The 21906-nt window shown below is 66.2% G+C and carries 21 protein-coding genes and 2 pseudogenes; 13 read left to right on the top strand and 10 right to left on the bottom strand.

From position 1 onward, the window contains the following. Positions 1–18 precede the first annotated feature (18 nt). From ACE37B_RS15765 to ACE37B_RS15755, 3 genes are read right to left on the bottom strand one after another with little or no spacing between them, the layout of a single operon-like run. The gene (locus ACE37B_RS15765; protein WP_409924276.1) at positions 19–1215 is read right to left on the bottom strand and encodes a RimK family alpha-L-glutamate ligase; all 1197 of its coding nucleotides are present in this window, start codon (positions 1213–1215) and stop codon (positions 19–21) included. Then, positions 1212–2258 carry a succinylglutamate desuccinylase/aspartoacylase family protein gene (locus ACE37B_RS15760; protein ID WP_409924275.1) on the bottom strand — a complete coding sequence of 349 codons (1047 nt, stop codon included), beginning with the start codon at positions 2256–2258 and terminating at the stop codon, positions 1212–1214. Before ACE37B_RS15760 ends, ACE37B_RS15765 begins: the two co-directional genes overlap by 4 nt. Then, complete coding sequence (locus ACE37B_RS15755) at positions 2255–2758, bottom strand: ATP-dependent zinc protease (protein ID WP_409924274.1); 504 nt, start codon at positions 2756–2758, stop codon at positions 2255–2257. The genes ACE37B_RS15760 and ACE37B_RS15755 overlap by 4 nt, the downstream gene beginning before the upstream one ends. A 173-nt stretch (positions 2759–2931) precedes the next feature. Here ACE37B_RS15755 and ACE37B_RS15750 point away from each other — a divergent pair, with 173 nt between their 5' ends. Then, positions 2932–4896 (top strand): alkyl/aryl-sulfatase, encoded by a 1965-nt coding sequence (locus tag ACE37B_RS15750; protein WP_409924273.1) that lies wholly within the window; start codon positions 2932–2934, stop codon positions 4894–4896. A gap of 85 nt (positions 4897–4981) precedes the next feature. Here ACE37B_RS15750 and ACE37B_RS15745 read toward each other — a convergent pair whose 3' ends face one another. The 4 genes from ACE37B_RS15745 to ACE37B_RS15730 form a co-directional block, all read right to left on the bottom strand. Further along, entirely contained in the window at positions 4982–5752 is a 771-nt protein-coding gene (locus ACE37B_RS15745) for a YczE/YyaS/YitT family protein (RefSeq protein WP_409924272.1), read from the bottom strand. Between the two features lie 167 nt (positions 5753–5919). After that, positions 5920–6420 (bottom strand): DsrE/DsrF/DrsH-like family protein, encoded by a 501-nt coding sequence (locus ACE37B_RS15740; RefSeq protein WP_409924271.1) that lies wholly within the window; start codon positions 6418–6420, stop codon positions 5920–5922. Position 6421: 1 nt separating this feature from the next. After that, positions 6422–6742 (bottom strand): TusE/DsrC/DsvC family sulfur relay protein, encoded by a 321-nt coding sequence (locus tag ACE37B_RS15735; protein WP_409924270.1) that lies wholly within the window; start codon positions 6740–6742, stop codon positions 6422–6424. Positions 6743–6761: 19 nt separating this feature from the next. Continuing rightward, complete coding sequence (locus tag ACE37B_RS15730; protein ID WP_409924269.1) at positions 6762–8015, bottom strand: NAD(P)/FAD-dependent oxidoreductase; 1254 nt, start codon at positions 8013–8015, stop codon at positions 6762–6764. A 220-nt stretch (positions 8016–8235) separates the two neighbouring features. On the opposite strand from ACE37B_RS15730, the gene ACE37B_RS15725 reads away from it, so the two are divergent. The 3 genes from ACE37B_RS15725 to ACE37B_RS15715 all read left to right on the top strand — a co-directional run bounded on the left by ACE37B_RS15725 (position 8236) and on the right by ACE37B_RS15715 (position 10471). Beyond that, the gene (locus tag ACE37B_RS15725; RefSeq protein WP_409924268.1) at positions 8236–8730 is read left to right on the top strand and encodes a DUF1801 domain-containing protein; all 495 of its coding nucleotides are present in this window, start codon (positions 8236–8238) and stop codon (positions 8728–8730) included. A 118-nt stretch (positions 8731–8848) separates the two neighbouring features. Further along, positions 8849–9145: a DUF1905 domain-containing protein gene (locus tag ACE37B_RS15720; protein ID WP_409924267.1), complete on the top strand. Its 297-nt coding sequence runs from the start codon at positions 8849–8851 to the stop codon at positions 9143–9145. Positions 9146–9238: 93 nt separating this feature from the next. Next, positions 9239–10471, top strand: a complete 1233-nt coding sequence (locus ACE37B_RS15715) for an acyl-CoA dehydrogenase family protein (RefSeq protein WP_409924266.1) — start codon at positions 9239–9241, stop codon at positions 10469–10471. A 59-nt stretch (positions 10472–10530) separates the two neighbouring features. Here the strand turns inward: ACE37B_RS15715 and ACE37B_RS15710 are convergent, their stop codons facing one another. Continuing rightward, on the bottom strand, positions 10531–11187 hold the full coding sequence (locus tag ACE37B_RS15710; protein WP_409924265.1) for an O-methyltransferase: 657 nt from the start codon (positions 11185–11187) through the stop codon (positions 10531–10533). Between the two features lie 59 nt (positions 11188–11246). Here ACE37B_RS15710 and ACE37B_RS15705 point away from each other — a divergent pair, with 59 nt between their 5' ends. The 5 genes and pseudogenes from ACE37B_RS15705 to ACE37B_RS15685 form a co-directional block, all read left to right on the top strand. Beyond that, a complete protein-coding gene (locus ACE37B_RS15705) occupies positions 11247–12659 on the top strand; it encodes an amidase (protein ID WP_409924264.1) in 1413 nt (470 codons plus the stop codon). A 70-nt stretch (positions 12660–12729) separates the two neighbouring features. Next, entirely contained in the window at positions 12730–14484 is a 1755-nt protein-coding gene (locus ACE37B_RS15700) for an N-acyl-D-amino-acid deacylase family protein (protein WP_409924263.1), read from the top strand. An 11-nt stretch (positions 14485–14495) separates the two neighbouring features. After that, on the top strand, positions 14496–15440 hold the full coding sequence (locus tag ACE37B_RS15695) for an LLM class flavin-dependent oxidoreductase (protein WP_409924262.1): 945 nt from the start codon (positions 14496–14498) through the stop codon (positions 15438–15440). After that, entirely contained in the window at positions 15412–16134 is a 723-nt protein-coding gene (locus ACE37B_RS15690; protein WP_409924261.1) for a TrmH family RNA methyltransferase, read from the top strand. Before ACE37B_RS15695 ends, ACE37B_RS15690 begins: the two co-directional genes overlap by 29 nt. 134 nt (positions 16135–16268) lie before the next feature. Beyond that, positions 16269–16376 (top strand): annotated as a pseudogene (locus tag ACE37B_RS15685) (IS982 family transposase); the annotation flags it as partial. A gap of 113 nt (positions 16377–16489) precedes the next feature. Here the strand turns inward: ACE37B_RS15685 and ACE37B_RS15680 are convergent. Continuing rightward, entirely contained in the window at positions 16490–17698 is a 1209-nt protein-coding gene (locus tag ACE37B_RS15680) for a HipA domain-containing protein (RefSeq protein WP_409924347.1), read from the bottom strand. A gap of 38 nt (positions 17699–17736) precedes the next feature. Between ACE37B_RS15680 and ACE37B_RS15675 the strand changes: the two genes are divergently transcribed. Both ACE37B_RS15675 and ACE37B_RS15670 read left to right on the top strand, forming a co-directional pair. Further along, a complete protein-coding gene (locus ACE37B_RS15675) occupies positions 17737–18039 on the top strand; it encodes a hypothetical protein (protein ID WP_409924260.1) in 303 nt (100 codons plus the stop codon). Positions 18040–18283: 244 nt separating this feature from the next. Continuing rightward, positions 18284–18809, top strand: a pseudogene (locus ACE37B_RS15670) (transposase); the annotation flags it as partial. Positions 18810–18837: 28 nt separating this feature from the next. Here ACE37B_RS15670 and ACE37B_RS15665 read toward each other — a convergent pair. Beyond that, a complete protein-coding gene (locus tag ACE37B_RS15665) occupies positions 18838–19959 on the bottom strand; it encodes an RHS repeat-associated core domain-containing protein (protein ID WP_409924259.1) in 1122 nt (373 codons plus the stop codon). 216 nt (positions 19960–20175) lie between these two features. On the opposite strand from ACE37B_RS15665, the gene ACE37B_RS15660 reads away from it, so the two are divergent. Both ACE37B_RS15660 and ACE37B_RS15655 read left to right on the top strand, forming a co-directional pair. Next, positions 20176–20895 carry a helix-turn-helix domain-containing protein gene (locus ACE37B_RS15660; RefSeq protein ID WP_409924258.1) on the top strand — a complete coding sequence of 240 codons (720 nt, stop codon included), beginning with the start codon at positions 20176–20178 and terminating at the stop codon, positions 20893–20895. Continuing rightward, positions 20895–21905 (top strand): ArsJ-associated glyceraldehyde-3-phosphate dehydrogenase, encoded by a 1011-nt coding sequence (locus tag ACE37B_RS15655; protein WP_409924257.1) that lies wholly within the window; start codon positions 20895–20897, stop codon positions 21903–21905. The genes ACE37B_RS15660 and ACE37B_RS15655 overlap by 1 nt, the downstream gene beginning before the upstream one ends. The last annotated feature ends 1 nt before the right edge of the window (position 21906 follow it).

Genomic DNA, 21906 nt, shown 5'->3' with positions numbered 1-21906 from the left:
AGCGGGCCAACGATCCGATCACTCGTCGTGGAAGTGCAGTGCGTCGTCGGGGAGTTTGCGCACCCTCGCTCGACGCTTACGACGAGCCGGGATCATGTCGCGCATCTCGTCGAGCTTGCCGAAACACAGCAGACGGTCGTTCGCCTCGAGCACTCGTGACATCCGCGGGTTGGGGATCACGGCACGATCTCGATGCAACGTCAGCACCGTGATGTCACGCTCGCGAAGCCCGGAATCACCCAGCGTCGTGCCGACGAGTTCGGCACCTTCACGCACGAGCAGCTCGGCGACGCCGTACCCGGTGCTGACCGTCAGCCGCTGTCGCACGTCGAGTTCGGGGAAGGCCACCTGGTTCGCGATGTAGTCGACGATGGCACCCGCGATGTCGAGATCGGTCGCCCGTTCGATGCCTTCGAGTCCGGGCGACGAGTTGACCTCCATCACCAGCGGGCCATCGTTGCCTTCGAGCATGTCGACACCCGCCACTCGCAGCCCCATGATCTGCGCCGCCCGAACGGCCGTCTCTTCATACTCGGCTGTCAACTGGACCGCCTCGACCGATCCACCGCGGTGGACGTTGCTGCGAAACTCGTCGCCCTGCGCCGTTCGCCGCATCGCACCGACGACACGGTCACCGACGACCAGCGCGCGGATGTCGCGGCCCTTGCTCTCGGTGATGAACTGCTGGATCAGCACGTTCTGCTTCGTCGACTGCAGCGTCTCGATGATCGCCTCGGCGACCTTCTTGTCGGGGGCGAGGATCACACCGATGCCCTGCGTGCCTTCGAGCAACTTGATCACGACCGGCGCCCCGCCGACCAGTTCGATCGCGGGCAACACATCGGCTTTGTCGCGCACGAACGACGTCGCCGGGATCCCGATGTCGTGACGACTGAGGATCTGCGTCGCGCGCAGCTTGTCGCGCGAGTTCGCGATTCCGTTCGCCGTATTGGGCGTGTAGACGTCCATCTGCTCGAACTGGCGGACGACCGCGGTGCCGAAGTAGGTGATCGAGGCGCCGATGCGCGGCAGCACAGCGTCATAGTCCGACAGCCGCTTGCCCCGGAACTGGAGGTCCGGTTCGCCGCCGGCCAGGTCGATCGCGAAGCGAAGCGTGTTCAGCACTTTGCATGTGTGCCCGCGTTCGAGCGCGGCCGACTTCAACCGGTGCGTGCTGTAGGAGTTCGGGGAGCGAGAGAGCAGTGCGAGTTTCATTCGGGGTTCGTTGCCTCGGGGATGCGACGGCCGACGTCGGCGATGTGGATCAGAGCGTCCCCCTGGTTGACCAGAGGTTGCTGAATGTGACCGATCACGGTGCCGCTTCGCGGAGCACGTGCGGAACTGAGACGTCGACCGACGGAGTCGCGAATGGTAGCGATCGTCTGCCCGCGTTCAACGTGGTCACCGAGTTCCACATCGAGGAGCGCGATGCCGCTGCGTCGCGCCCTCACCCAACCGCTCGAGCGCGACTCGGCCGGCACCACCCCGCCGACGAACTCGTCGGGCAACGACGAGAGCAGTCCGAGTCGCCGCAGCACACGACCGATGCCGGTGACACCGACTTCGATCGCCTGCTTGTCGAATCGCCATGCCTCGCCACCTTCGTACAACAACACCGTCGACCCGGTCGCCGTCGCCGCCTCACGCAACGAGCCGTCTCGCAGCCGAGCGTGCATCATCAACGGAGCCCCGAAGGCGATCGCGAGATCGCGCGTCTGCGCGTCGTCGAGGTCGGCGCGGATGTGAGGGAGGTTCGTCCGATGATCGGAACCGGTGTGCAAGTCGATGCCGACGTCGCTGCGCGACACGATCTCGGTCATGAACAAGTGCGCGATCCTGGCCGCCAACGACCCCGTTGGCGAACCCGGGAACGACCGGTTGAGATCGCGGCGATCGGGCAGGTAGCGATCGCCGTTGAGGAATCCATGCACGTTGACGATCGGAACGGCGACGATGGTGCCCGCCAGCGTCGAGGGCTCGATCGCCGCCAGGGTGCGGCGAATGATCTCGACACCGCCGATCTCGTCACCGTGCACCGCGGCGCTCAGCCACACGACCGGACCATCGTGTCGACCGTGCACCACGCTGATCGGCAGCGAGATCTGTGTGCCGGTGACGAGGCGCGAGATGGGAAGTTCACCGATCTCGCGACGGCCGGCGCGCACCTCGAGTCCGCCGATCGAAAACGACGGGCGTCGAAGGATCCGGCGAGACCGTGGTGGCGCGTCGATCGGCTCGGGGGCCGGAGCGTCGGTCATGGCCGATCTCGGTTCTTTCGTCGAAGCTCTTTCGACGGTCTCCCGGTGAGGTACGAGCGTTCCGGATCGACCACGAAGTGGCCGCGCAACGCTTCTCGACCGATCAGCATTCGAAAGCCCATGTCGTCGCGGCGGGTCAGGGTGACTTCGATCAAGCGAGGGACGTTGTCGAGTTGGATCGTCGCCGCGACCACAGTGCGCAGCGACGTGGTTCCCGACGAACTCGTCACCTCGCGCTCATCGACGACCGGCGCCTCGACCCTGGTGGCGTCGTCGTCGGTGGCCTGCCAGGGATGGACCACGAAACTCGTCCACGCTGCGCCGTCTCGTTCGAAGTGTTCGAGGTCGGTCGCGTGCAGCGCCGACGTGCGTGCGCCGGTGTCGATCTTCGCCTTCATCGCGGGCACACCCCACTCGGGGAACGCGACCCACTCTCGCCAGCCGACGGTGACCACCGCCCGCAGCGTTGGGCCACTCGGCGGCTTCCAAGGACGTTGCACGGTCACAAACTACTCGGGCACCGTCGACCACCGGCATGGCTCACGACCGCGCACCCCGACGCGCCCACGGCCATCGACACGACCATCGACACGGCCCTGACCGGGTTGCCGCCGGGCCGGCGAAGGGTCGCCGATGGACGGCAAGGTAGGCCGGACGTGCTGGAATGGCGACCATGACGGCAAGCACGAGCGACACGACGGCCCCCGATCCCCTCGCACCGAACGACGCCTCGGAGTCCACGCGCCGACGCAACTCTGCCGCGGTGGTCGACTTCGACGACGAGGTCGACTTCGAGGCGGCGAGCCGCGGACTCATCGCTCAGCACGACACCGGCCGCATCGAGAAGAACGGCCGACCGGTGTGGGACACCGCACACCACGATTTCCTGCGCACCGACGAGGCCGCCCCCGACACCGTCCATCCCGGCCTGTGGCGTCAGGGGAGGCTCAACGCGATCCACGGCCTGTTCGAGGTCGCTCCGAACGTCTGGCAGGCGCGCGGCTACGACATCTCCAACATCACGTTCATGGCGGCCGACAACGGGTGGCTGATCATCGACCCGCTCACGTCCGAGGAATGCGCACGTGCCTGCCTCGACCTCGCCAACACCCATCTCGGTGAGCGTCCGGTCACTGCGGTGATCTACACCCACAGCCACCTCGATCACTTCGGTGGCATGCTCGGGGTGACGACCAGAGAGGCCGTCGACCGTGGCGACGTGCGCGTCATCGCTCCCGAGGGATTCATGCGCGAAGCGGTCGCCGAGAACGTGTTGGCAGGCCCGATCATGGGTCGCCGCTCGATGTATCAGTTCGGGCCGCTCCTCCCGTTCGGACCCCGCGGCCAGGTCGATGCCGGACTCGGCAAGACGGTACCGATGGGCACGTCCGGGCTGGTCGCTCCGACCGAAGTCATCACCGAAACCGGAACCGAACTCGACGTCGACGGCATCCGCATCGTGTTCCAGAACACGCCCGACGCCGAAGCGCCCTCGGAGATGAACTTCTTCTTCCCTGACCACCGACTGCTGTGCATGGCCGAGAACTGCACACACACGCTCCACAACCTGTATCCGATCCGGGGTGCGCAGGTTCGTGATCCGCTCGCCTGGAGCAAGTACATCCATGAAGCGATGCAGCTGTGGGGTGACCACACCGACACGATGTTCGCCAGCCACCATTGGCCGCGCTTCGGGACCGACGACGTGCGTGGGTTCCTCACCTTGCAGCGAGACGTGTACCGCTGGATGCACGACCAGACGTTGCGGCTCGCGAACCACGGCTACACGCCCGACGAGATCGCGGCCGAGCTGACCGAGCTGCCGGATGACTTCACCAAGCAGTCACACGTGCAGGGGTACTACGGCACCGTGTCGCACAACGTGCGCTCGGTCTACAACCGATACCTCGGGTGGTACGACGGCAACCCGGCCAACCTGCATCCGCATCCGCCGGTCGACGCGGCGCACCGCTACGTCGACATGATGGGCGGCCCGGACGGGGTGATGCGTGGAGCGCGCTCGGCATTCGACCAAGGTGATTACCGGTGGGCGGTCGAGGTGCTGAAGCATCTGATCTTCCACGATCCCTCGCACCGCGAGGCGCGGCAGCTCTCGGCCGACGCGATGGAGCAGCTCGCCTATCAGGCGGAGTCGTCGACGTGGCGCAACGCCTACCTCATGGGGGCGCACGAGCTCCGCCACGGCACGATCCAGTTCGGACGGAGCGGCCCGCCCGCGATGGCCAACGGCTTGACGGGCGAGCAACTGATCGAACTGATGGGCGTGCGTTTCGATCCGGCCCGCTTCCCGCAGTCGGCATCGATCGTGTGGCACGTCACCGACTTGGGAGACGGTGGCGAACTGCATCGCCTCGGCATCGAGAACTCGACCGTGCATCACGACGACCTGAGCCGAAACGCGGACGTCGACGATGCTGGTGTCGCCGATGCCGGTGTCGCCGATGCGGTGGTGCGCCTCGATCGACCGACGCTCGTCGAGGTCGTTGCGTACGCCGAGCGCTGGAACGACCTCGTCACCGCCGGCCGGATCGAGATCGTGGCTGGTGATGCCTCGGTCGTCACGTCGTTCCTCGCCGCGCTCGACAACTTCAACAGCGCCAACCTCGTCGAACCCTGACAACAGCTGGGGTCAGACCCCAGGCGTTCAACACCTGGGGTCAGACCCCAGGCGTTCGACAGCTGGGGTCAGACCCCAGGTGTTGTCAACGGTGGGCGAGTTCGCGTTCGACGGCGCGGCGTTCGTAGGCACGGAGCGCGTCGTGGCCCGTGCCCAGGCGACGCTTGGAGCGGACCACCGACGAGTCGACGGATCGGTAGCCCCAGGCAACGGCCGGCGCGATGAAGACAGCGACGAGCACGGTTCCGAGGCCAGCAGGGCCGCCGAGTCCGACGCCGAGGATGATCCAACTCAACTCGATGACCGGGCGAACCCTCGACTCGGGTCGACGAATCCGGTCGGACGCCGCGCCGGCGAACAACTCACCGGATCCGGCACCGAGTCCTGACACGATCAGAGCGCCGGCGCCGACGCCGATTCCGGCGATCGCCACCAGATGCAGACCGACACGCACGAGCAGCGACGACGGGACGTCGAACGAATCGAGCACTGCCAGCGCGGCCTGCAGCATCGGACCGATCAGGAACGGCGACACGATCGTGCCGAAGCCAGGCCGTCGTCCGAGCATCCACGCCGCAGCGATCAGCGACCCGACGGTCAGCCACACGGCGAGCGACATCGGGAGACCGGTGTGGACTCGAACTGCTCCGATGAACACGTCCAGCGGACCGGGACCCAGCTGATTCCAGATGGTGACCGAGACCGAGACCGAGATCAGCGCCGAACCTGCGACGAGTAACAGCAAGCGGCTCGACATGCCGAGCACCCGACGCGGCACCCCGGAGCGCACCACGGCAGCGACAGCGCCCGCGCGAGACCACGCCCGACGGGCGAAGCGCGTCCAGAGGGCACGCATCGCTCCCGACAGTCGGTTGCGGGTCGTTCCGCGGTCGTCACGAGAAAAAGGCACACGTGAGTATCGACGCAACCAGCGCCGAGGTAACCGCGAGATTCGGTGTCATCGGGCACGCCAGCGTTCCACATCTGGTTCGACCCACAGAGACGCTGATCAGGTGAAGATGATCAGGTGAAGATGATCTGACCTCCTGCGGCCATGTCGTAGAACTCGCCGACGGTGATGATGTCGTCGAGTTCGTCGATGAGGTCGTCGCGTTCCATCCCGAACAGTTCCACCGAGGCGAGGCAGGCATACAAGCCAGCACCCGTGTCGTGGATCATCTCGACGAACTCGGCGATACCCGGGAAGTCGAGCTTTTCGATCTGGCGTTCCATGTACTTCGTCATCAACGCCGAGGCGCCGGGAATCACGCCGGCGAGCGTCGGAAGGTGCAGACCCGGGTTGCCGACCGTCGCGACCTTGATGTGATCGTGGCGTTCCTTGTGGACGGCGTCCATGCCGAAGAAGGTGAAGAACAAGTTGGCCTCGATGCCCTCGTTGCGGGCACCGTTCGCCATGATCAGGGCGGGGTAGATGCCCTCCAGGGACCCCTTCGACACGATGATCGACACCTTCTCGATCGGAGCCGCGACGGGAGCCGTCGGGAGCGGGTGGGAGTCGGTCATGTCAGATGCATCCCTTCGGCTTCGGTATGCCAGCAACGAGCGCAGCGAGCTTCGCCGGGCCTTTCGGGAACAGCACGAAGAGTTCTTTGGTACTCACGTCGGAGAGCTTGCTGATCTTGCGCACCGTGGGTCCGGTTCCCTTGTCGAAGTACTCCGAGCGCATCAGGTCGATCACCGTCCAGTGACGATCGGTGAGTGGCGTCGGCACCCCGATCTCGGCGGCGATCTCCGGTGCCATCTCCTTGGTCCACTGATTCGCGTCGACGAAGAACCCCTCGTCGTTCACTTCCACAGGGGTCGAGGCGAGTGTCTTGGTGGGCATGTACGTGGTTCCTTTCGCTTCAGCCCGCGATGGGCTGCTTCTTTCCGAGCGTGGGCATGTCGGGGCCGATGCCGGGGATGTCTCGACCCGGGAGCAAGCCATGCCAATAGAACGACTGGAACATCAACTTGCCGAGATGGTTCGCTCTCGACTCCTTGAGCAGCGGCAGCCCGACCGGGCCGGGATAGTGGCCGCCGACCGGTTCGTTCTCGTAGTTGAAGTCGATCAGCAACGCTTTCGAGAACCCGGTCTCGATGAAACAGTTGGCGTGACCGTCATAGGTGTGTTCGATCGGGCGGCCGACGAGGAACGCCTCGATGTTCTCCACCAGCACCTCCCCTTCGAAGTGGGTGACCGATCCGGCCTTCGACGTCGGAACGTCGGCGGCGTCGCCGATCACGAAGATGTTGTCCTTGACGGTCGATTGCAGCGTCGCGTTGTCGGTGGGGATGAAACCGAGCTCGTCGCCCAGCCCCGGTGAGTTCTCCACGTACGACGCTCCGCCGTGCAGCGGGATCACGACCGCCAGGTCGAACTCGACCTCGCGACCGTCGAAACTGACGAGCGTGCCAGCCTCACCGTCGACCTCACCGGTGTTGAACTCGGTGACGATCTCGACGTGCTTGTCGTCGAGCAACGACCCGAGCGCCGCCGACGCTGTCGGCTTCGTGAACGCCCCGTCGAGCGGTGTGACGTAGGTGATGCGAACGTCGTCCCGAATGCCCCGGTCGGTGAAGTACCAGTCCGCGAGAAACGCGAACTCGAGCGGGGCCACCGGACACTTGATCGGCAGATCGATCACGTTGATCACCAGATGGCCACCCTCGAAGTCGTCGAGCGCGCCGGCGAGCGCCGTTGCACCCTCCATGTCGTAGAAGGTGTGCACGTTCTGGCGCCAGCCCGGACCGGTGAGCCCCTCGGTCTCGTCGGGAAGCAGCACCGCACCTGTGGCGACGAGCAGGACGTCGTAGTCGAGCACCGTGCCATCGGCGAGCGCCACGGCGTTCGCCTCGATGTCGACCGTGTCGATCGGACTCTGGTGGTAGTGGATGCCCTTCTTCAGCTGGCGATCGCGCCCGCGCACGATCTCGTCGGGTTCGGCCAACCCGAACGGCACGAACAGCAGGCCCGGCTGATAGACGTGACGATTGTCCTGATCGACGATGTCGATCCGCAGCCGATCCTCCTTGAACTTCTTGCGAAGCCGGTTCGCGGCCAGCGTGCCTCCGGTACCGGCACCGAGGATCACGAGCCGTTGTGGTGCGGTGGTCATCTCTGAACACTCCGATCGTGGTGGCCGCAACCGCTGCGGCCCATGAACTCGACGGTACGTACGAAACGATCGGGCGAACACGGCCTTTCGTCCCAATCTCGGGCAGGAACCACGCGGCCCCGGGTGATCGTCGATGCGCGCCTCGCGTGGATGCACGTCTCTTGCGAGTCGATCGTCGACGTGGCAATCTGCCTTCCCGCGTCTCGAAGGACCGAACGTCATGGCCAAGCGCTCACCATCCAGATCGACGGCCAGACCGACGGCCAGACCGACGGCCGAGCCGCCGGTCGGATCTCCTGCTGCACACGGCGAGGTGACACTGTTGTCGGGCGGGAACCCACAGATCGCGAAAGGCGATGGCGACGAACCGGTGCAGGCCTACATCGCGGCGATGCCCGACTGGAAAGCGGCGATCGGCCGCCATCTCGACGGGTTGGTCGCCGACACCGTGCCGCACGCACATCGGGCGGTCCGGTGGAACTCGCCGTTCTACGGAATCGAGGGAAGCGGCTGGTTCCTCAGCTTCCACTGCTTCACCAAGTACGTGAAGGTCACCTGGCTCAACGGCGCGTTCCTGAAGCCTCCGCCACCCGTGGAGTCGAAGCAGCCCGAAGTCCGGTACTTCCACATCGGCGAAGGCGACGACGTCGACGACGCACAGTTCGTCGACTGGATTCACCAGGCGGCTTCGATCCCGGGTGAGCAGTTGTTCTGACCGTGAACCCGATGAGAGGCAGCGCCGCCACATCGTGGGCCCCCGATCTCTTGCCCCGGGAGCCGGTCAATCGAGCCGGGTCGCATCGAGCCGGGTCGCATCGAGCCGGGTCGCCGCGATGATGTACCGGTTCGACGCCGAACTCTGGGAGTGGGAGGCGAAGGCGTCGTGGTTCTTCATCAGCGTGCCGCACGAGGTCGCCGACGAGATCGAGGAGCGGTTCGGACGCGTGGCGGGCGGCTTCGGGTCGGTTCGCGTCGAGGTGACCGTCGGAGCCAGCACGTGGCGGACGTCGATCTTTCCGTCGAAGGTGGAGGCGACCTACGTGCTCCCGATCAAGAAGGCGGTGCGCGTCGCCGAACGACTCGAGCCGGGCTCGAACGTCGCCACGGTCCTGACCGTCATCATCGAGTGAGCTGCCACGGGTGAACGTCCTCCACTGGGCATCCTCGACTGGGCGCGAGTCGGGGACTTCCACCGAGGCGGTCGGCTCTGCGATGCTGTGGGGATGACGACGCTCGAGGACGCTCCCACGACCGGCACGACCGATCCCGAACTCGCCCGGGTGAACGCTGCGCTCGATGCGCTGCTCGCCGAACACGACCCGGCGACGATGGACAACGTGGAGTTCCGCGGCGCTCGCTTCGACGCCGGGCTCGCGTGGGTCCACTTTGCCGAGGGCGACGGCGGCCTCGGCGTGCGACCCGAACTCAACCGGGTCGTCGAACGCCGCCTGAAAGAGGCGGGCGCGCAGCCGACCGATCCCCGTACGTTCTTCATGCAACTGGCGGGTCCGACGATCGCGACGCACGGCGACACGGCGGTGAAGGCACGGTTCCTGCGGCCGATGTTCACCGGCGAGGAGAAATGGTGTCAGCTGTTCTCCGAGCCCGGCGCCGGCTCCGACTTCGCCGGACTCGGCACACGCGCCGAACGCGACGGCGACGAGTGGATCGTCAACGGCCAGAAGGTATGGAACACGCTGGCCCATCTCGCCGACTTCGGCATGCTCGTCACCCGCACCGACCCCGACGCCCCGAAGCACAAGGGCATGACGTACTTCGCGCTCGATATGCGAGCACCCGGCGTGGAGGTGCGCCCGCTGCGTCAGATCACCGGCGAGGCCGAGTTCAACGAGGTGTACATGACCGACGTCCGTATCCCCGACGCCTACCGGGTCGGCGACGTCGGCGAAGGCTGGCGTGCCAGCCTCACCACGCTCATGAACGAGCGCAACGCGATCGGTGGAGGTGGTGGCGGTGTGGTGCGGCGCGGTGGTGCGGCCAACGACGCCGTCGAGGTCTGGAAGGCGATGGACCCGTCGAAGCAGACCGCGGCCGACAAGGACACGCTGATGAAGTGGTGGGTGCAGGCCGAAGCGGGTCGACTCACGAACATGCGCGCCGCGCAGAATGCCAAGGCCGGCAACCCGGGCCCGGAGATGTCGATCGCCAAGCTGGCCTACTCCGAGCTGAACAAGGGGCTGTACGAGTTCTGCATCGACTTGATGGGCGCCGACGCGCTCGTCGACTACGACTACACGTTCCGTCGCCCCGAAGACCTCGACGTGTCCGGAACGGCCCACGGGCTTCGCTACGCGTTCTTGCGGGTGCGGGCGAACTCGATCGAGGGCGGCACGTCGGAGATCATGCGCAACATCCTCGGCGAGCAGGTGCTCGGACTTCCCGGCGAACCTCGCGTCGACAAGAACGTCGCCTGGAACGAAGTCCCCCGCAACTGACGCGTCGCGCCGAGTTGCCGACGCGCTCGACGAGATCCCGGGCTCAGCGCATCACAGCATCACAGCGCGCGGCGAATCATGGTGACGCCGTCGCCGACCGGCAGCATCACCTGGCGGACGCGTGCGTCAGTGGCGACATGATCGTTGAACTCGCGAAGTGCCACCGTGTCGGTGGAGGTGTCGGCGTCGTCGACGACCGCACCGCTCCACAACGTGTTGTCGACGAGGATCACGCCGTTCGGTGCGAGCCGACTCAGGATCTCCTCGTAGTAGTCGCGGTAACCGGCCTTGTCGGCGTCGATGAACGCCAGGTCGATCACCGTGTCGGTCGGCAGCGCTCGCAGCGTGTCGATCGCCGGTGCGATCCGCAGCTCGATCCGATCGGCGACTCCGGCCTCCTCCCAGTGGCGGCGAGCGATCGAGGTCCACTCCTCGCTGACGTCACAGCACAGCAAGCGGCCCGATGGTCCGAGTCCCTTCGCGATCGCCAACGCCGAGTAGCCGGTGAACGTGCCGACCTCGACGACGAAGCTCGGCTGGAGCAACGACGTCAGGATCGTGAAGAACTCCCCCTGGTCCGCGGAGATCTGCATCCCGCCCGACGACATCGCCTGCGTGGTGTCGATCAGCTGCTGCTGGACGGTGTCGGGCGTCGTGGTGTGCTCGACGACGTACTGGTTCAAGGCGTCAGACAACCCGATGGTGCGTGGAGACATGCCACCATGCAATCACGTCACGCGTTCGGCGCGCCGGCGCGCGTGTCAGGATGTGCGCCATGACCGAACTCTGGCAGCGCTCCGCGCTCGAACTCGCCGAACTGATCCGTTCTGGAAAATCGACCAGCCGCGCCGTCGTCGAGGCGCACTACGCCCGCATCGACGCCGTGAACGGTGACCTCAACGCCATCGTGCGGCGGCTCGACGAGTCCGCCCTCGCAGCCGCGGATGCAGCCGACGCGGCCGTCGCCGCCGGGGCCGAACTCGGCCCGCTCCACGGTGTGCCCATCACGGTGAAGGAGAACATCGACCTGGGGGGCAGCCCGACGACGCAGGCGGTCGTGGCATTCGCCGACGCGCTGCCGTCGCTCGACGCGCCGGTGACCGAACGGATGAAAGCCGCCGGCGCGATTCCGATCGCGCGGACGAACCTGCCCGATCTCGGTCTGCGGGTGTCGACCGATTCGTCGCTGCACGGACTCACCCGCAATCCGCATCATCCCGGTCGCACCGCGGGCGGATCGAGCGGTGGCGAAGCCTCCGCGATCGCGAGCGGGATGAGCCCCCTCGGACTCGGCAACGACATCGGTGGTTCCCTGCGCAACCCGGCCCACTGTTGCGGCATCGCGTCGATCAAGCCGACGGTCGGCGTCGTTCCGGCGGCGTCGTCGCTGCCACCCGAAGACAGCGGTCTGTCGTCGCAACAGATGCTGGTCGAGGGTCCGATGGCGAGACGCGTCGCCGATGTTCGGGCGGCGCTTCAGATCCTTGCCGGGCCTCATGTCCGTGATCCGCTCAGCCTTCCGGTCTCGTTGACGTCGTTGGGAGATGGCGAGCGGTTGCGAGTCGCCGTGTGCGCGGACCCTCCCGGCGGAGCGACGCACCCGGAGATCGCCGCGGCGATCCGATCGGCGGGCGATGTCCTCGCTGACGCAGGCCACGATGTCGTCGAGGCGACACCGCCGTCGTACGAGCAGGCGATCGACATGTGGGCGGCATTGCTGAAGCAGGATCTCGTCGTCATGCGACCGCTGCTCGACCTGGTCATCGGCGCCGACGGCCAGACGGTGCTGGACGGATTGTTCGCCACCTCGGCCGACGTGACGCTCGAGTCGGCGGTCGTACTCCAGGGGGAACGGCATCGAGTGCTGCGCGAGTGGCGCGCGTTCTTCGCCGAGCATCCGATCGTGCTCAGCCCGACGTGGGGGATGCCCGCGTTCGAGCACGGTGCGGATCTCGGCACGGGAACGACCGGATTCGAGTCGCTGATCCGTGACACGCTGCGCCCGGTCACCCCGATCAACCTGCTCGGGCTTCCCGCCGCCGTGGTCCCGCACGGCCGCGCCGACGGCCTGCCGGTCGGCGTGCAGGTGATCGGCGACCACTTCACCGACCTGCGCTGCCTCGACGTCGCCGCGCAGATCGAAGCGGCGAGCGACCCGCTGCTCCCGATCGACCCCGTCACCGCCTGACCGAAACGGACCGGCGTAACGGTTTGTGTCTGACACAAACCGATACGGGTGGGTGTCGTAGCGTTCGGGCATGGCAGATCTCATCATCCGGAACGGCACGGTGGTCGACGGGACCGGTGCGCCTCGACGACAGGCCGACATCGCGATCGACGGCGACCGCATCGTCGCGGTCGGCGACGTCTCGGCGCACGAGCCAGCGGTGCGAGAGATCGACGCCAGTGGAACGATCGTCACCCCGGGTTGGGTCGACATCCACACGCACTACGACGGCCAGGTCACCTGGGATCCCGACCTCGCGCCCTCGTCGATCAACGGCGTGACCTCGATCGTGATGGGCAACTGCGGCGTCGGGTTCGCACCGGCACGACCCGACAAGCACGACTGGCTGATCCGGTTGCTGGAAGGCGTCGAAGACATCCCCGGCACGGCACTCGCCGAGGGGATGACGTGGGGATGGGAGAGCTTCGACGAGTACCTCGACGTGCTCGACCAACTCGAGTGGACGGTCGACGTCGGCGCGCAAGTTCCCCACGCTGCGTTGCGCACGTACGTGATGGGCGAGCGCGGCGCCGACCATCAGTCGGTGGCGACCCCCGAGGAGATCGAGGAGATGTGCCGCCTCACCGAGTCGGCGCTGCGCAACGGCGCGCTCGGCTTCACCACCTCTCGCACATGGGCGCACCGCACCTCCACCGGTGAGTCGATCGGCACGTTGAAGGCAACGGCAGACGAAGTGGTCGGGGTCGCGCAGGCGCTCAACCGCGCCGGCACCGGGGTCATCCAGTTGATCTCCGATGCGTACCAGTCGAGCGACGACGAGTTGGTCGCACGAGAGCTGGAACTGCTGGGCCGGATCGTCACCGAAGTCGGACGACCGATGAGCTTCACCGTGCAGCAGAACGACGAGACCCCGCAACGTTGGCGCGAGCTGGTCAGCCGCATCGAGGCGTGGAGTGCCCAAGGTGCCGACGTGCGAGCCCAGGTCGCCGTCCGCCCGATCGGCGTCTTGCTCGGGCTGTCGGCGACGGCCAATCCGCTGCGCCGCTGCCCGACGTATGCTCGCCTGCACGATCTGCCCGTCGCCGAGCGCGTCGCGCACCTGAGCGATCCGGCGGTGCGAGCCGACATCATCGCCGAGCATCGCGAGGTGCGAGTACGCGACTTCCCCGCGCTCATCCACGGCGCTTTCGATCGCATGTACCCGCTGTCCGATCCGCCGAACTACGAGCCGACCCCCGACGACAGCGTCGCCGGACTCGCTGCGGCCGAGGGCGTCGAGCCGATCGAGAAGATGTACGACCTGATGCTCGCCGAAGACGGCCAGCAACTGTTGTACATGCCGCTGATGAACTACGCCCACGGCAACCTCGACGACGTGCGCGAGATGATCCTGTCGGAGCACTCGATGTTCGGGCTCTCCGATGCGGGCGCCCACTGCAACGTCATCTCCGACGGCACGTTCCCCACGACCGCGATCACGCACTGGACACGCGACCGTGACCGTGGCGAACAGATCGATCTCGAGTACATCGTCCATCAGCAGACGCAGCGGACGGCCGCCCACGTCGGATGGCACGACCGCGGCGTGATCGGCCCCGGATATCTCGCGGATCTCAACGTGATCGATCATGATCGTCTCGCACTCAAGCCACCACGCCTGGTCGACGACCTTCCGGCCGGCGGCACACGCCTGATGCAGCCGGCCGAGGGATACGTCGCGACGATCAAGCGTGGCCGGGTGGTCGCCGAGGAGGGTCGCCTGACCGGTGAACGACCGGGTCGACTCCAGCGCGGCACGCACAGCGCTCCCACGCTGGTTCGCTGAACGGGCATCGCATGACATTGTCGATGGGTGTCCACGTCGGACAGCAGAACACGACCATGCTCGACCTCATCGAACTGTGGCAGCGGCTCGATACCACGGTCGACTGGATCTCCGTGTGGGATCACCTCTACGAAGCGCCACCCGCTGGCGGGACCACGCCGCACTTCGAGGCGGTCGCGACGCTCGGTGCGCTCGCGTCGGTCACGTCCCGGGCTCGACTCGGATGCCTCGTGTTCTGTGTGCCGTATCGGAATCCGGCGTTGCTCGCGAAGTCGATCATCGCCATCGACCACCTGTCGGGTGGCCGCTTCGAGCCCGGCTTCGGTGCGGGCTGGCACGAGCCCGAGTTCCGCGCGCACGGCTACGACTTCGATCCGATCGACGTGCGGTTCGACCAGCTCACCGAAGGTCTCGAGATCATCTCCGGGATGCTGTCCGACGCGCCGACGACCACGTTCCGCGGCGACTACTGGCATGTCGACGAGGTGACCTGCGTGCCCGGTCCGATCGACGGGCCGATCCGGCTGTGGACCGGCGGCCGTGGCCCCACCCGCACGCCCGACAACGCTGCTCGCTACTGCTCCGGTTGGAACGTGCCCTACGTCGGCCCGGCCGAGTACCGCCGGCTCAACGATCGTCTCGACGCCGCCTGCGAGGCGATCGGCCGTGACCCGGCCACGTTGGAGCGCTCGGTCAACCTCGCGTTCCACATCGGTGCCGACGACGCCACCGCCACTGCCGAACGACAGCGCATCGTCGATCAGTGGGGCCCCGAGATGGCCGAGCGCGTGACCGAAGGGGCGTTGACCGGCACACCGGACCAAGCCATCGAGCGGATCGCGGAGTACCGCGATGCCGGCGCCGACCTGGTGAACATCGCGCTTCGGTTTCCTGTCGACGGCGACGCGCTCGAGGCCTATCTCACCGATGTCGTCCCCGCCGCCCGACGCCTCTGACCCCGGCATCGCTGACGCCGCTCAGCCCGACGCCGCTCAGCCCGACGCCGCCGAGGCCGACGCCGCTGATCGTGTCCGCTCGACGGACACCGGCAGCGCGGGTGTGGGCCCCCACCGGCTCCCCTGGCCCGTCGACGATCGCCTCGACCCCGAACTGTTGGCGGCAGGCGACCACCGCAACGTCGCCGACCGCTACCGCTACTGGAGCGTCGACGCCATCGTCGCAGATCTCGACACACGGCGCCGGCCCGTCCACGTGGCGATCGAGAACTGGGAACACGATTTCAACATCGGCACCGTGATCCGCAACGCGAACGCGTTCAACGTCGCTGGCGTGCACGTCGTCGGCGGCAAGCGATGGGATCGGCGCGGCGCGATGTCGACGCACCGCTACCTTCACCTGCACCATCATCCCGACATCTCGGGCTTCGCCGCCTGGTCTGCTGCGGCGGGCGTGCCGATCGTCGCGATCGAGAACTCGGTCGACGCCGCGCCGATCGAGACCGCCTCGCTGCCGTCGGCGTGTGCGCTGCTGTTCGGACAGGAAGGTCCTGGGCTGTCGACAGCGGCGTTGGAGGCCGCGGCGATGGTCTGCGAGATCACGCAGTACGGGTCGACCCGCTCGCTGAACGCCGGCGTCGCCTCGGGCATCGCGCTGTTCGCCTGGTCACAGCAGCACCCGCTCGGCACCTGATCGACCGGCGGGTCGCGCGTGATGACGTCGAGTCGGCCGTGTTGGAAACAGCTCGATGGAGATCGTGTTCCGCCAATCCGCCGGCGAACCTCGCCACCTCGATGCTCGGCCTCACCGAAACCGAACGCACCTGCAACCTCGAACGCCACGGCGCACGAACCGAACCCGGCGTCTGCGCTCGCGTCCTGCAACGACTCCTCGCGCTCACCGCCGCCATCTGGCACAACGACACCACCAATCGGCGCGGGTTCCCGCGGCGCAAGCGAATTTCCGGGTGGGTGTTATCGAGTGTCGTCGACCGGACATCGGCACTGGGGTTGAGCTGTGTAGGTGCACCCTTGTCTCGGGCGGGTGATCAGTGCTCGAGGGTGTGGAGCCGTTCGGTGACAAGTGAGGCGACCCTGTCGTCGCAACAGTCCGCTACTGCTGCGACGAGTCGGGTGGTGACGTCGTCAATGAGTCGTTCTGCACCAGCCCGCGCGAACCCCCACCGGTGGGCTTCGGCCACGAAGTCGTCGCGCGTCACGTCTTCGTGCTTGCCGTTGACCGACATTGCGGCCGTTGGACGTAGCGTCGGCCACAACGCGGTCGGGACGGTGTCGTACAACGGTGCGAGATCGACATGGCCGGTGCCGATGTCGATCAGCAGCGACACGTTCTTGCCGTGAGCGTCACCGTTACCGATCACCCAGGTGAAGACCGCATTGGCGAGCAGGTCCGGGAATGCCGTCGTTGGGTCGCCGTAGCGGTCACACAGTTCTGCGATCTGGGCGAACGTCGGCCCACCGAACCGTTCGTACTTGCCCCGGCCATGTTGATCGTCGATGTTCACGCCGAGTGCTTGGCAGCTGTCCTCTTGATGGATGCGCTCGATGACGCCGTCGTCCGTTCGACGGCGGTCGTACCGCTCGACGACGAGCACGTCGAGCCCGTCCACGTTGATCAGGTTGCTGTGCGCGGCACGCAGCCCGGCATCGCTGGCGAGACGAAGGCAGGCGTGTTCAGCGGCGAGCAGTTCGTCGTAGCGGCCGTCGTCGAGTTTCATGATGTGCGATGACGGTTGACCGTTCACCGGTCGACCCCACTGGCCGTCGTCGCGTGCACAGACGAGCAGCTTGTTCTGCAGGCCAGCGATCGAAAGTTCGCTGTCGTCACGTATTGCGAACCCCGGCGCATCGGCGACGGAGCGGAGCTCCGCGGCAAGTTGCTGGTCGTCATACGGCTCGACCGCCCATCGTCGTTCGTCGGGCTCGTCGACACTGATGGTGAACGCACCTGCGATATCTCGGCCGTATCGGGCGAGGAGGTCGGCGTAGTAGTTGGTGGGCACGCCGGCGGTCGTCGCTACCGCAAGTAGATGCTCACCTTCAGGCAGCAGGCCCCTCACCCACGGTGTCGCCCGCTCCTTCTGACGGGTGACCGGTAGCGAACACGACAGGAGCGGGCGGTTGGCGTCACCGGCCTCGATCGCAGCGGCCGAGTACCGGCAGCGCAGATCCCACGGTCGCTTCGCTTGGAGTTCAGCAACGAGTACGTCGTCGTGCCAGACGCCGAGGTGCGTCACGGCCAACGGAACCCACCCCCATCTTCATCTCGACGATCATGGTCGCGATCATCTTCATCTCGGTCTTCTTGCTCCCCTTCCCCTTCCCCTTCCGCTTCCCCTTCTTCAGTGTCAGCGCGGTCATCGAGGTGGGTGCGCTCATGGTCGTTCGGATGGGCGGGTTCGGGAACCGTTGCATACACCTCGATCCCGAGTCGTCGCAGCACCGAAAGCGCACGGTCGAGCGACTGAAATCCTTCGCCAGCCTCGATTCGGGCCAGACGAGTCCGGTCGAAGCCGAGCTCGAGCTGGTCCACCAGCTGCTGTTGGGTGAGCCCTTGTACGGTGCGTGCGTCACGTAGCGCTCGGCCGAGATCTTCACCAGAACGAACCCGATAGTTCCGTGTGCTCATATCAACACATAGTACATGAATGCGTAGATGTGTCAATAGTCGCACAATCACGCCCGTGCGGTAAGTGTGTGGATATCGGCACACCCTTGATGATCACTGAGCCGCATGCACCCTGCCCGGGGCTCGCCGACAGCGCACGACTTCAGCCCAAGTCGCCGCCACGAATGCCGACTGCGACTGTCCCAACGCCTGGCTGTGGGACGAGATGACCGGGGCCCCGCAAGTGCCCACGAGGACGGGGATGGCGTACGTGTGCTTCATCGTCGACGCGTTCTCCCGCCGCATCGTCGGGTCGCGTCGCACAAGCGCACCGACATGGTCCTCGACGCGCTCGAGATGGCCCGCCGCTCCTGCGGCGGCCGACGGTTCGTCGGGCTCGTGCCACACGCCGATGCCGGGTCGCAGTTCACATCGGTTCGTTTCACCGAGCGGCTCGACGAGATCGGCGCCCGACCCTCGATCGGAACGGTCGCCGATTGCCTGACAATGCCCCCGCTGAGACGACCAACGGGTTGTTCAAGGCCGAGTGCGTACGAGGGCCGGATGCGCCAGCGGTGTGGGCCGACGTCGACGAGCTCGAGCTCGCGACATTGTCGTGGGTGCACTGGTTCAACGAGGATCGCCTCCACAGCCACTGCGGCGATGTTCCACCAGCAGAGTTCGAGTCAGCGTTCTACGCTGCCCAACAGACCGACCCCGCCGGGGTTGGAAACCAATAGCCCGAGCCTCCAACGAAGCCAGGGCGGCTCACACAGCAGCTTTGCAAGGGGCAGACTCGTCGCCCTCGACCAGTAACGCAACAGCCTCACCCGCTGCAGCAACGGTCGACGCCGCAGCCGCCGGCGCGGCGCACGCTCCACTAACCCCAGCCGTGAACACGAGAGCCGCAGCACACGCACCAGCGATCACACCGCTCACATTCGCTACCACGCCCAGCACCGTCGATACCTTCGGCACGCCTGCGATCGGCATCTCGTAGCGCGGGCCGCGCGCCAAGCGCTGGTAGTAGAGCCGGTCGTGCGAGGTCCAACTCTTGGCCCCCAACAACTCCTGGCGCTGCTCCATACCCGCAGCCACCTGCGCGTTGTACTCGCGCTGACGAACAGCCGTCGCACCCGGCGGGTCCTGCCCAGTGAGCTCACGCACCACCGGACCCAAGAACTCCCAACACCCAGGATCCGGACACAACCCCGACGGATCCGACAACGTCACCGGGTTCGCTGCCCCATAGATGTACGGCTGCATCGTCTTGGAGACGAGCGGATCGACGGACACGAACACACCTGTGGTTGGGTCGTAGTGGCGGTTGTTGAGGTAGACGAGGTGTTGGTTGGGGTCGTGACGTTGGTCCAGGAAACCGTGATCGTTGACGGTGGAACCTTCACGAATGTCGCCGTACGGCTCGTATCGAACGCGGTTGTAGGTTCCGTTCGATGTGTCGAGGTGAGCGGCGATCGTGCCTTGGTGGTTGACCGCGTTCAACGTCACGGTTCCGTTGGGCAGGCGGGTTGCTCCACCGACGTAGGTCCGCGTTGCCGCCAAGGTTCCCGCTGACTTGTCGAACACGATCGTGGCGTCTGGGAAGTACGCAGTCCGGTCTCCGTTGGGTTCGACGCGCACGATGCGGCGGCCGTTGGCGTCGTAGATGTTGCGTGATGGGGCGGTCGTGCCGACCTTGACTTCGGCGAGTCGGTTGCGCTCATCCCAGCTGTATGTCGTGGTTACTCCGGCGGCGGTGCGGGTCTTGATCGAACCGTTGCAGTCGTAGGGATAACTCCGCGCCGCGCTCACCGCCGAACTCCCCGGCTCCCACCGCAACTCCGTCGCACCCAGATACAAGGTCTTGGAACCGTCCGGATCGATCCGCATGACCCGCTGCCCCGCATGGTCATACACGTTACGCGACACCTCACTACCACCCGTCGAAACCGTCACGTTGTTGATGCTCGAACCAGCGAGCATGAACGATGTATCAACCCGAGAGCTCCCCGACCAGTCCCATCGCCCGACAGGCAGCCGCGGTCAACACCGGAGCGTTCATCTCGAATTCACTCAATTATCATTACTTCAATTCACATTGAGTGATTGAGTGGGGCCGTGATCCACGGCGACGACGACCTGCACCAGCGAGCGGCGAAGCATGCCGCGCTCGGCGAGCCCAGTCGGCTGGCGATCGTCGACGAACTCGCGGCCAGCGATCGCTCCCCCAGCGAGCTGAGCCGACGCCTCGACATCCCCGGCAACCTGCTCGCGCATCACCTCGACGTGCTCGGTGACGCCGGCCTGATCGAGCGGTTCACCTCCAGCGGCGACGGGCGGCGCAAATACGTCCGTCTCGTCCCCGACGCACTGCCGGTCACGTGTGTGCCCGCCGGCCGACTCGCTCCGGTCCTGTTCGTGTGCACCCACAACTCGGCCCGATCACAGCTCGCCGCCGCACTCTGGCGACGGTGGGCGACGACGCCCGCCGACTCCGCCGGTACGCATCCCGCCGAGCGGGTCCACCCCGGCGCCGTCGCCGCGGCGCAGCGTCATGACCTCGATCTGTCCGGAGCCACCCCAGTACTCGTCGCCGTCGACGACTTGGAGCCAGCGCTCGACCGATTGATCATCACGGTCTGCGACCAAGCACACGAGGAACTCTCGCCGGCCACCGACTGGCTCCACTGGTCGATCGCCGACCCGGTGCGCACCGCGTCGGACAGCGCCTTCGACGACGTCGTCGACCAGATCGAAGACCGCATCCGTCGCCTCATCGCGACCGGCTCACTTCCGCAGCACCAACCATCACAGGAGATCACCTGATGACCATCCGTATCGGGATCAACGGGTTCGGCCGCATCGGCCGCCTCGTCGTCCGCGGCCTACAAGGACGAGAGGACGTGCAACTCGTCCACGTCAACGAACTCGGTGGCGACGTCGCAACGGCTGCGCACCTGCTCGAGTTCGACTCGGTGCACGGCCGCTACGCCGGCGAGGTCGGCGTCGCCGATGCCGGGATGGTCGTCGACGGGCAGCCTGTCGCCTACACCTCGGAGGCGACGCCCGGCGCCGTGCCCTGGAACGCGAGCGACGTCGACATCGTCCTCGAGTGCAGCGGCGTCTTCAAGACCACCGAGGTGCTCGAGCCGTACTTCGATCGCGGTGTTCGCAAGGTGATCGTCGCCGCACCGGTCAAGTCCGAGGGAGTCCTCAACATCGTGATGGGCTGCAACGACGACCTCTACGACCCGTCGACGAACCACATCGTGACCGCCGCCTCGTGCACCACCAACTGCCTCGCTCCGGTGGTGAAGGTGCTGCACGAACAGATCGGCATCGAGCGCGGCGCCATTACCACCATCCACGACGTCACCAACACCCAGGTCATCGTCGATGCTCCACACAAGGATCTCCGTCGCGCCCGGTCGGCGCTGATGTCGCTGATCCCGACCACGACCGGCTCCGCGACCGCGATCACGATGATCTACCCGGAGCTCACCGGCAAACTCAACGGCACCGCGGTGCGGGTGCCGCTGCTCAACGCGTCGCTCACCGACGCCGTGTTCACGATGCAACGAGACGTCACCGTCGAGGAGGTCAACGACCTGTTCCGACACGCCGCGGCCAACGAACTCGCCGGCATCCTCGGCTTCGAGGACCGGCCGTTGGTGTCGTGCGACTACACCAACGACACGCGTTCGAGCATCGTCGACGGCCCCTCGACGATGGTGATCGACGGCCGCATGCTCAAGGTGCTCGCCTGGTACGACAACGAGTACGGCTACGCGTTCCGCATGGCCGACCTCGCATCGAAGGTCGCGGCGGCGCTCTGAC

Source organism: Ilumatobacter sp. (assembly GCF_046290335.1).
In the GTDB taxonomy this organism is placed as follows: domain Bacteria; phylum Actinomycetota; class Acidimicrobiia; order Acidimicrobiales; family Ilumatobacteraceae; genus Ilumatobacter_A.
Note: the sequence above shows the minus strand (reverse complement) of the source record. Positions and strands in the feature narration are given on the sequence as shown.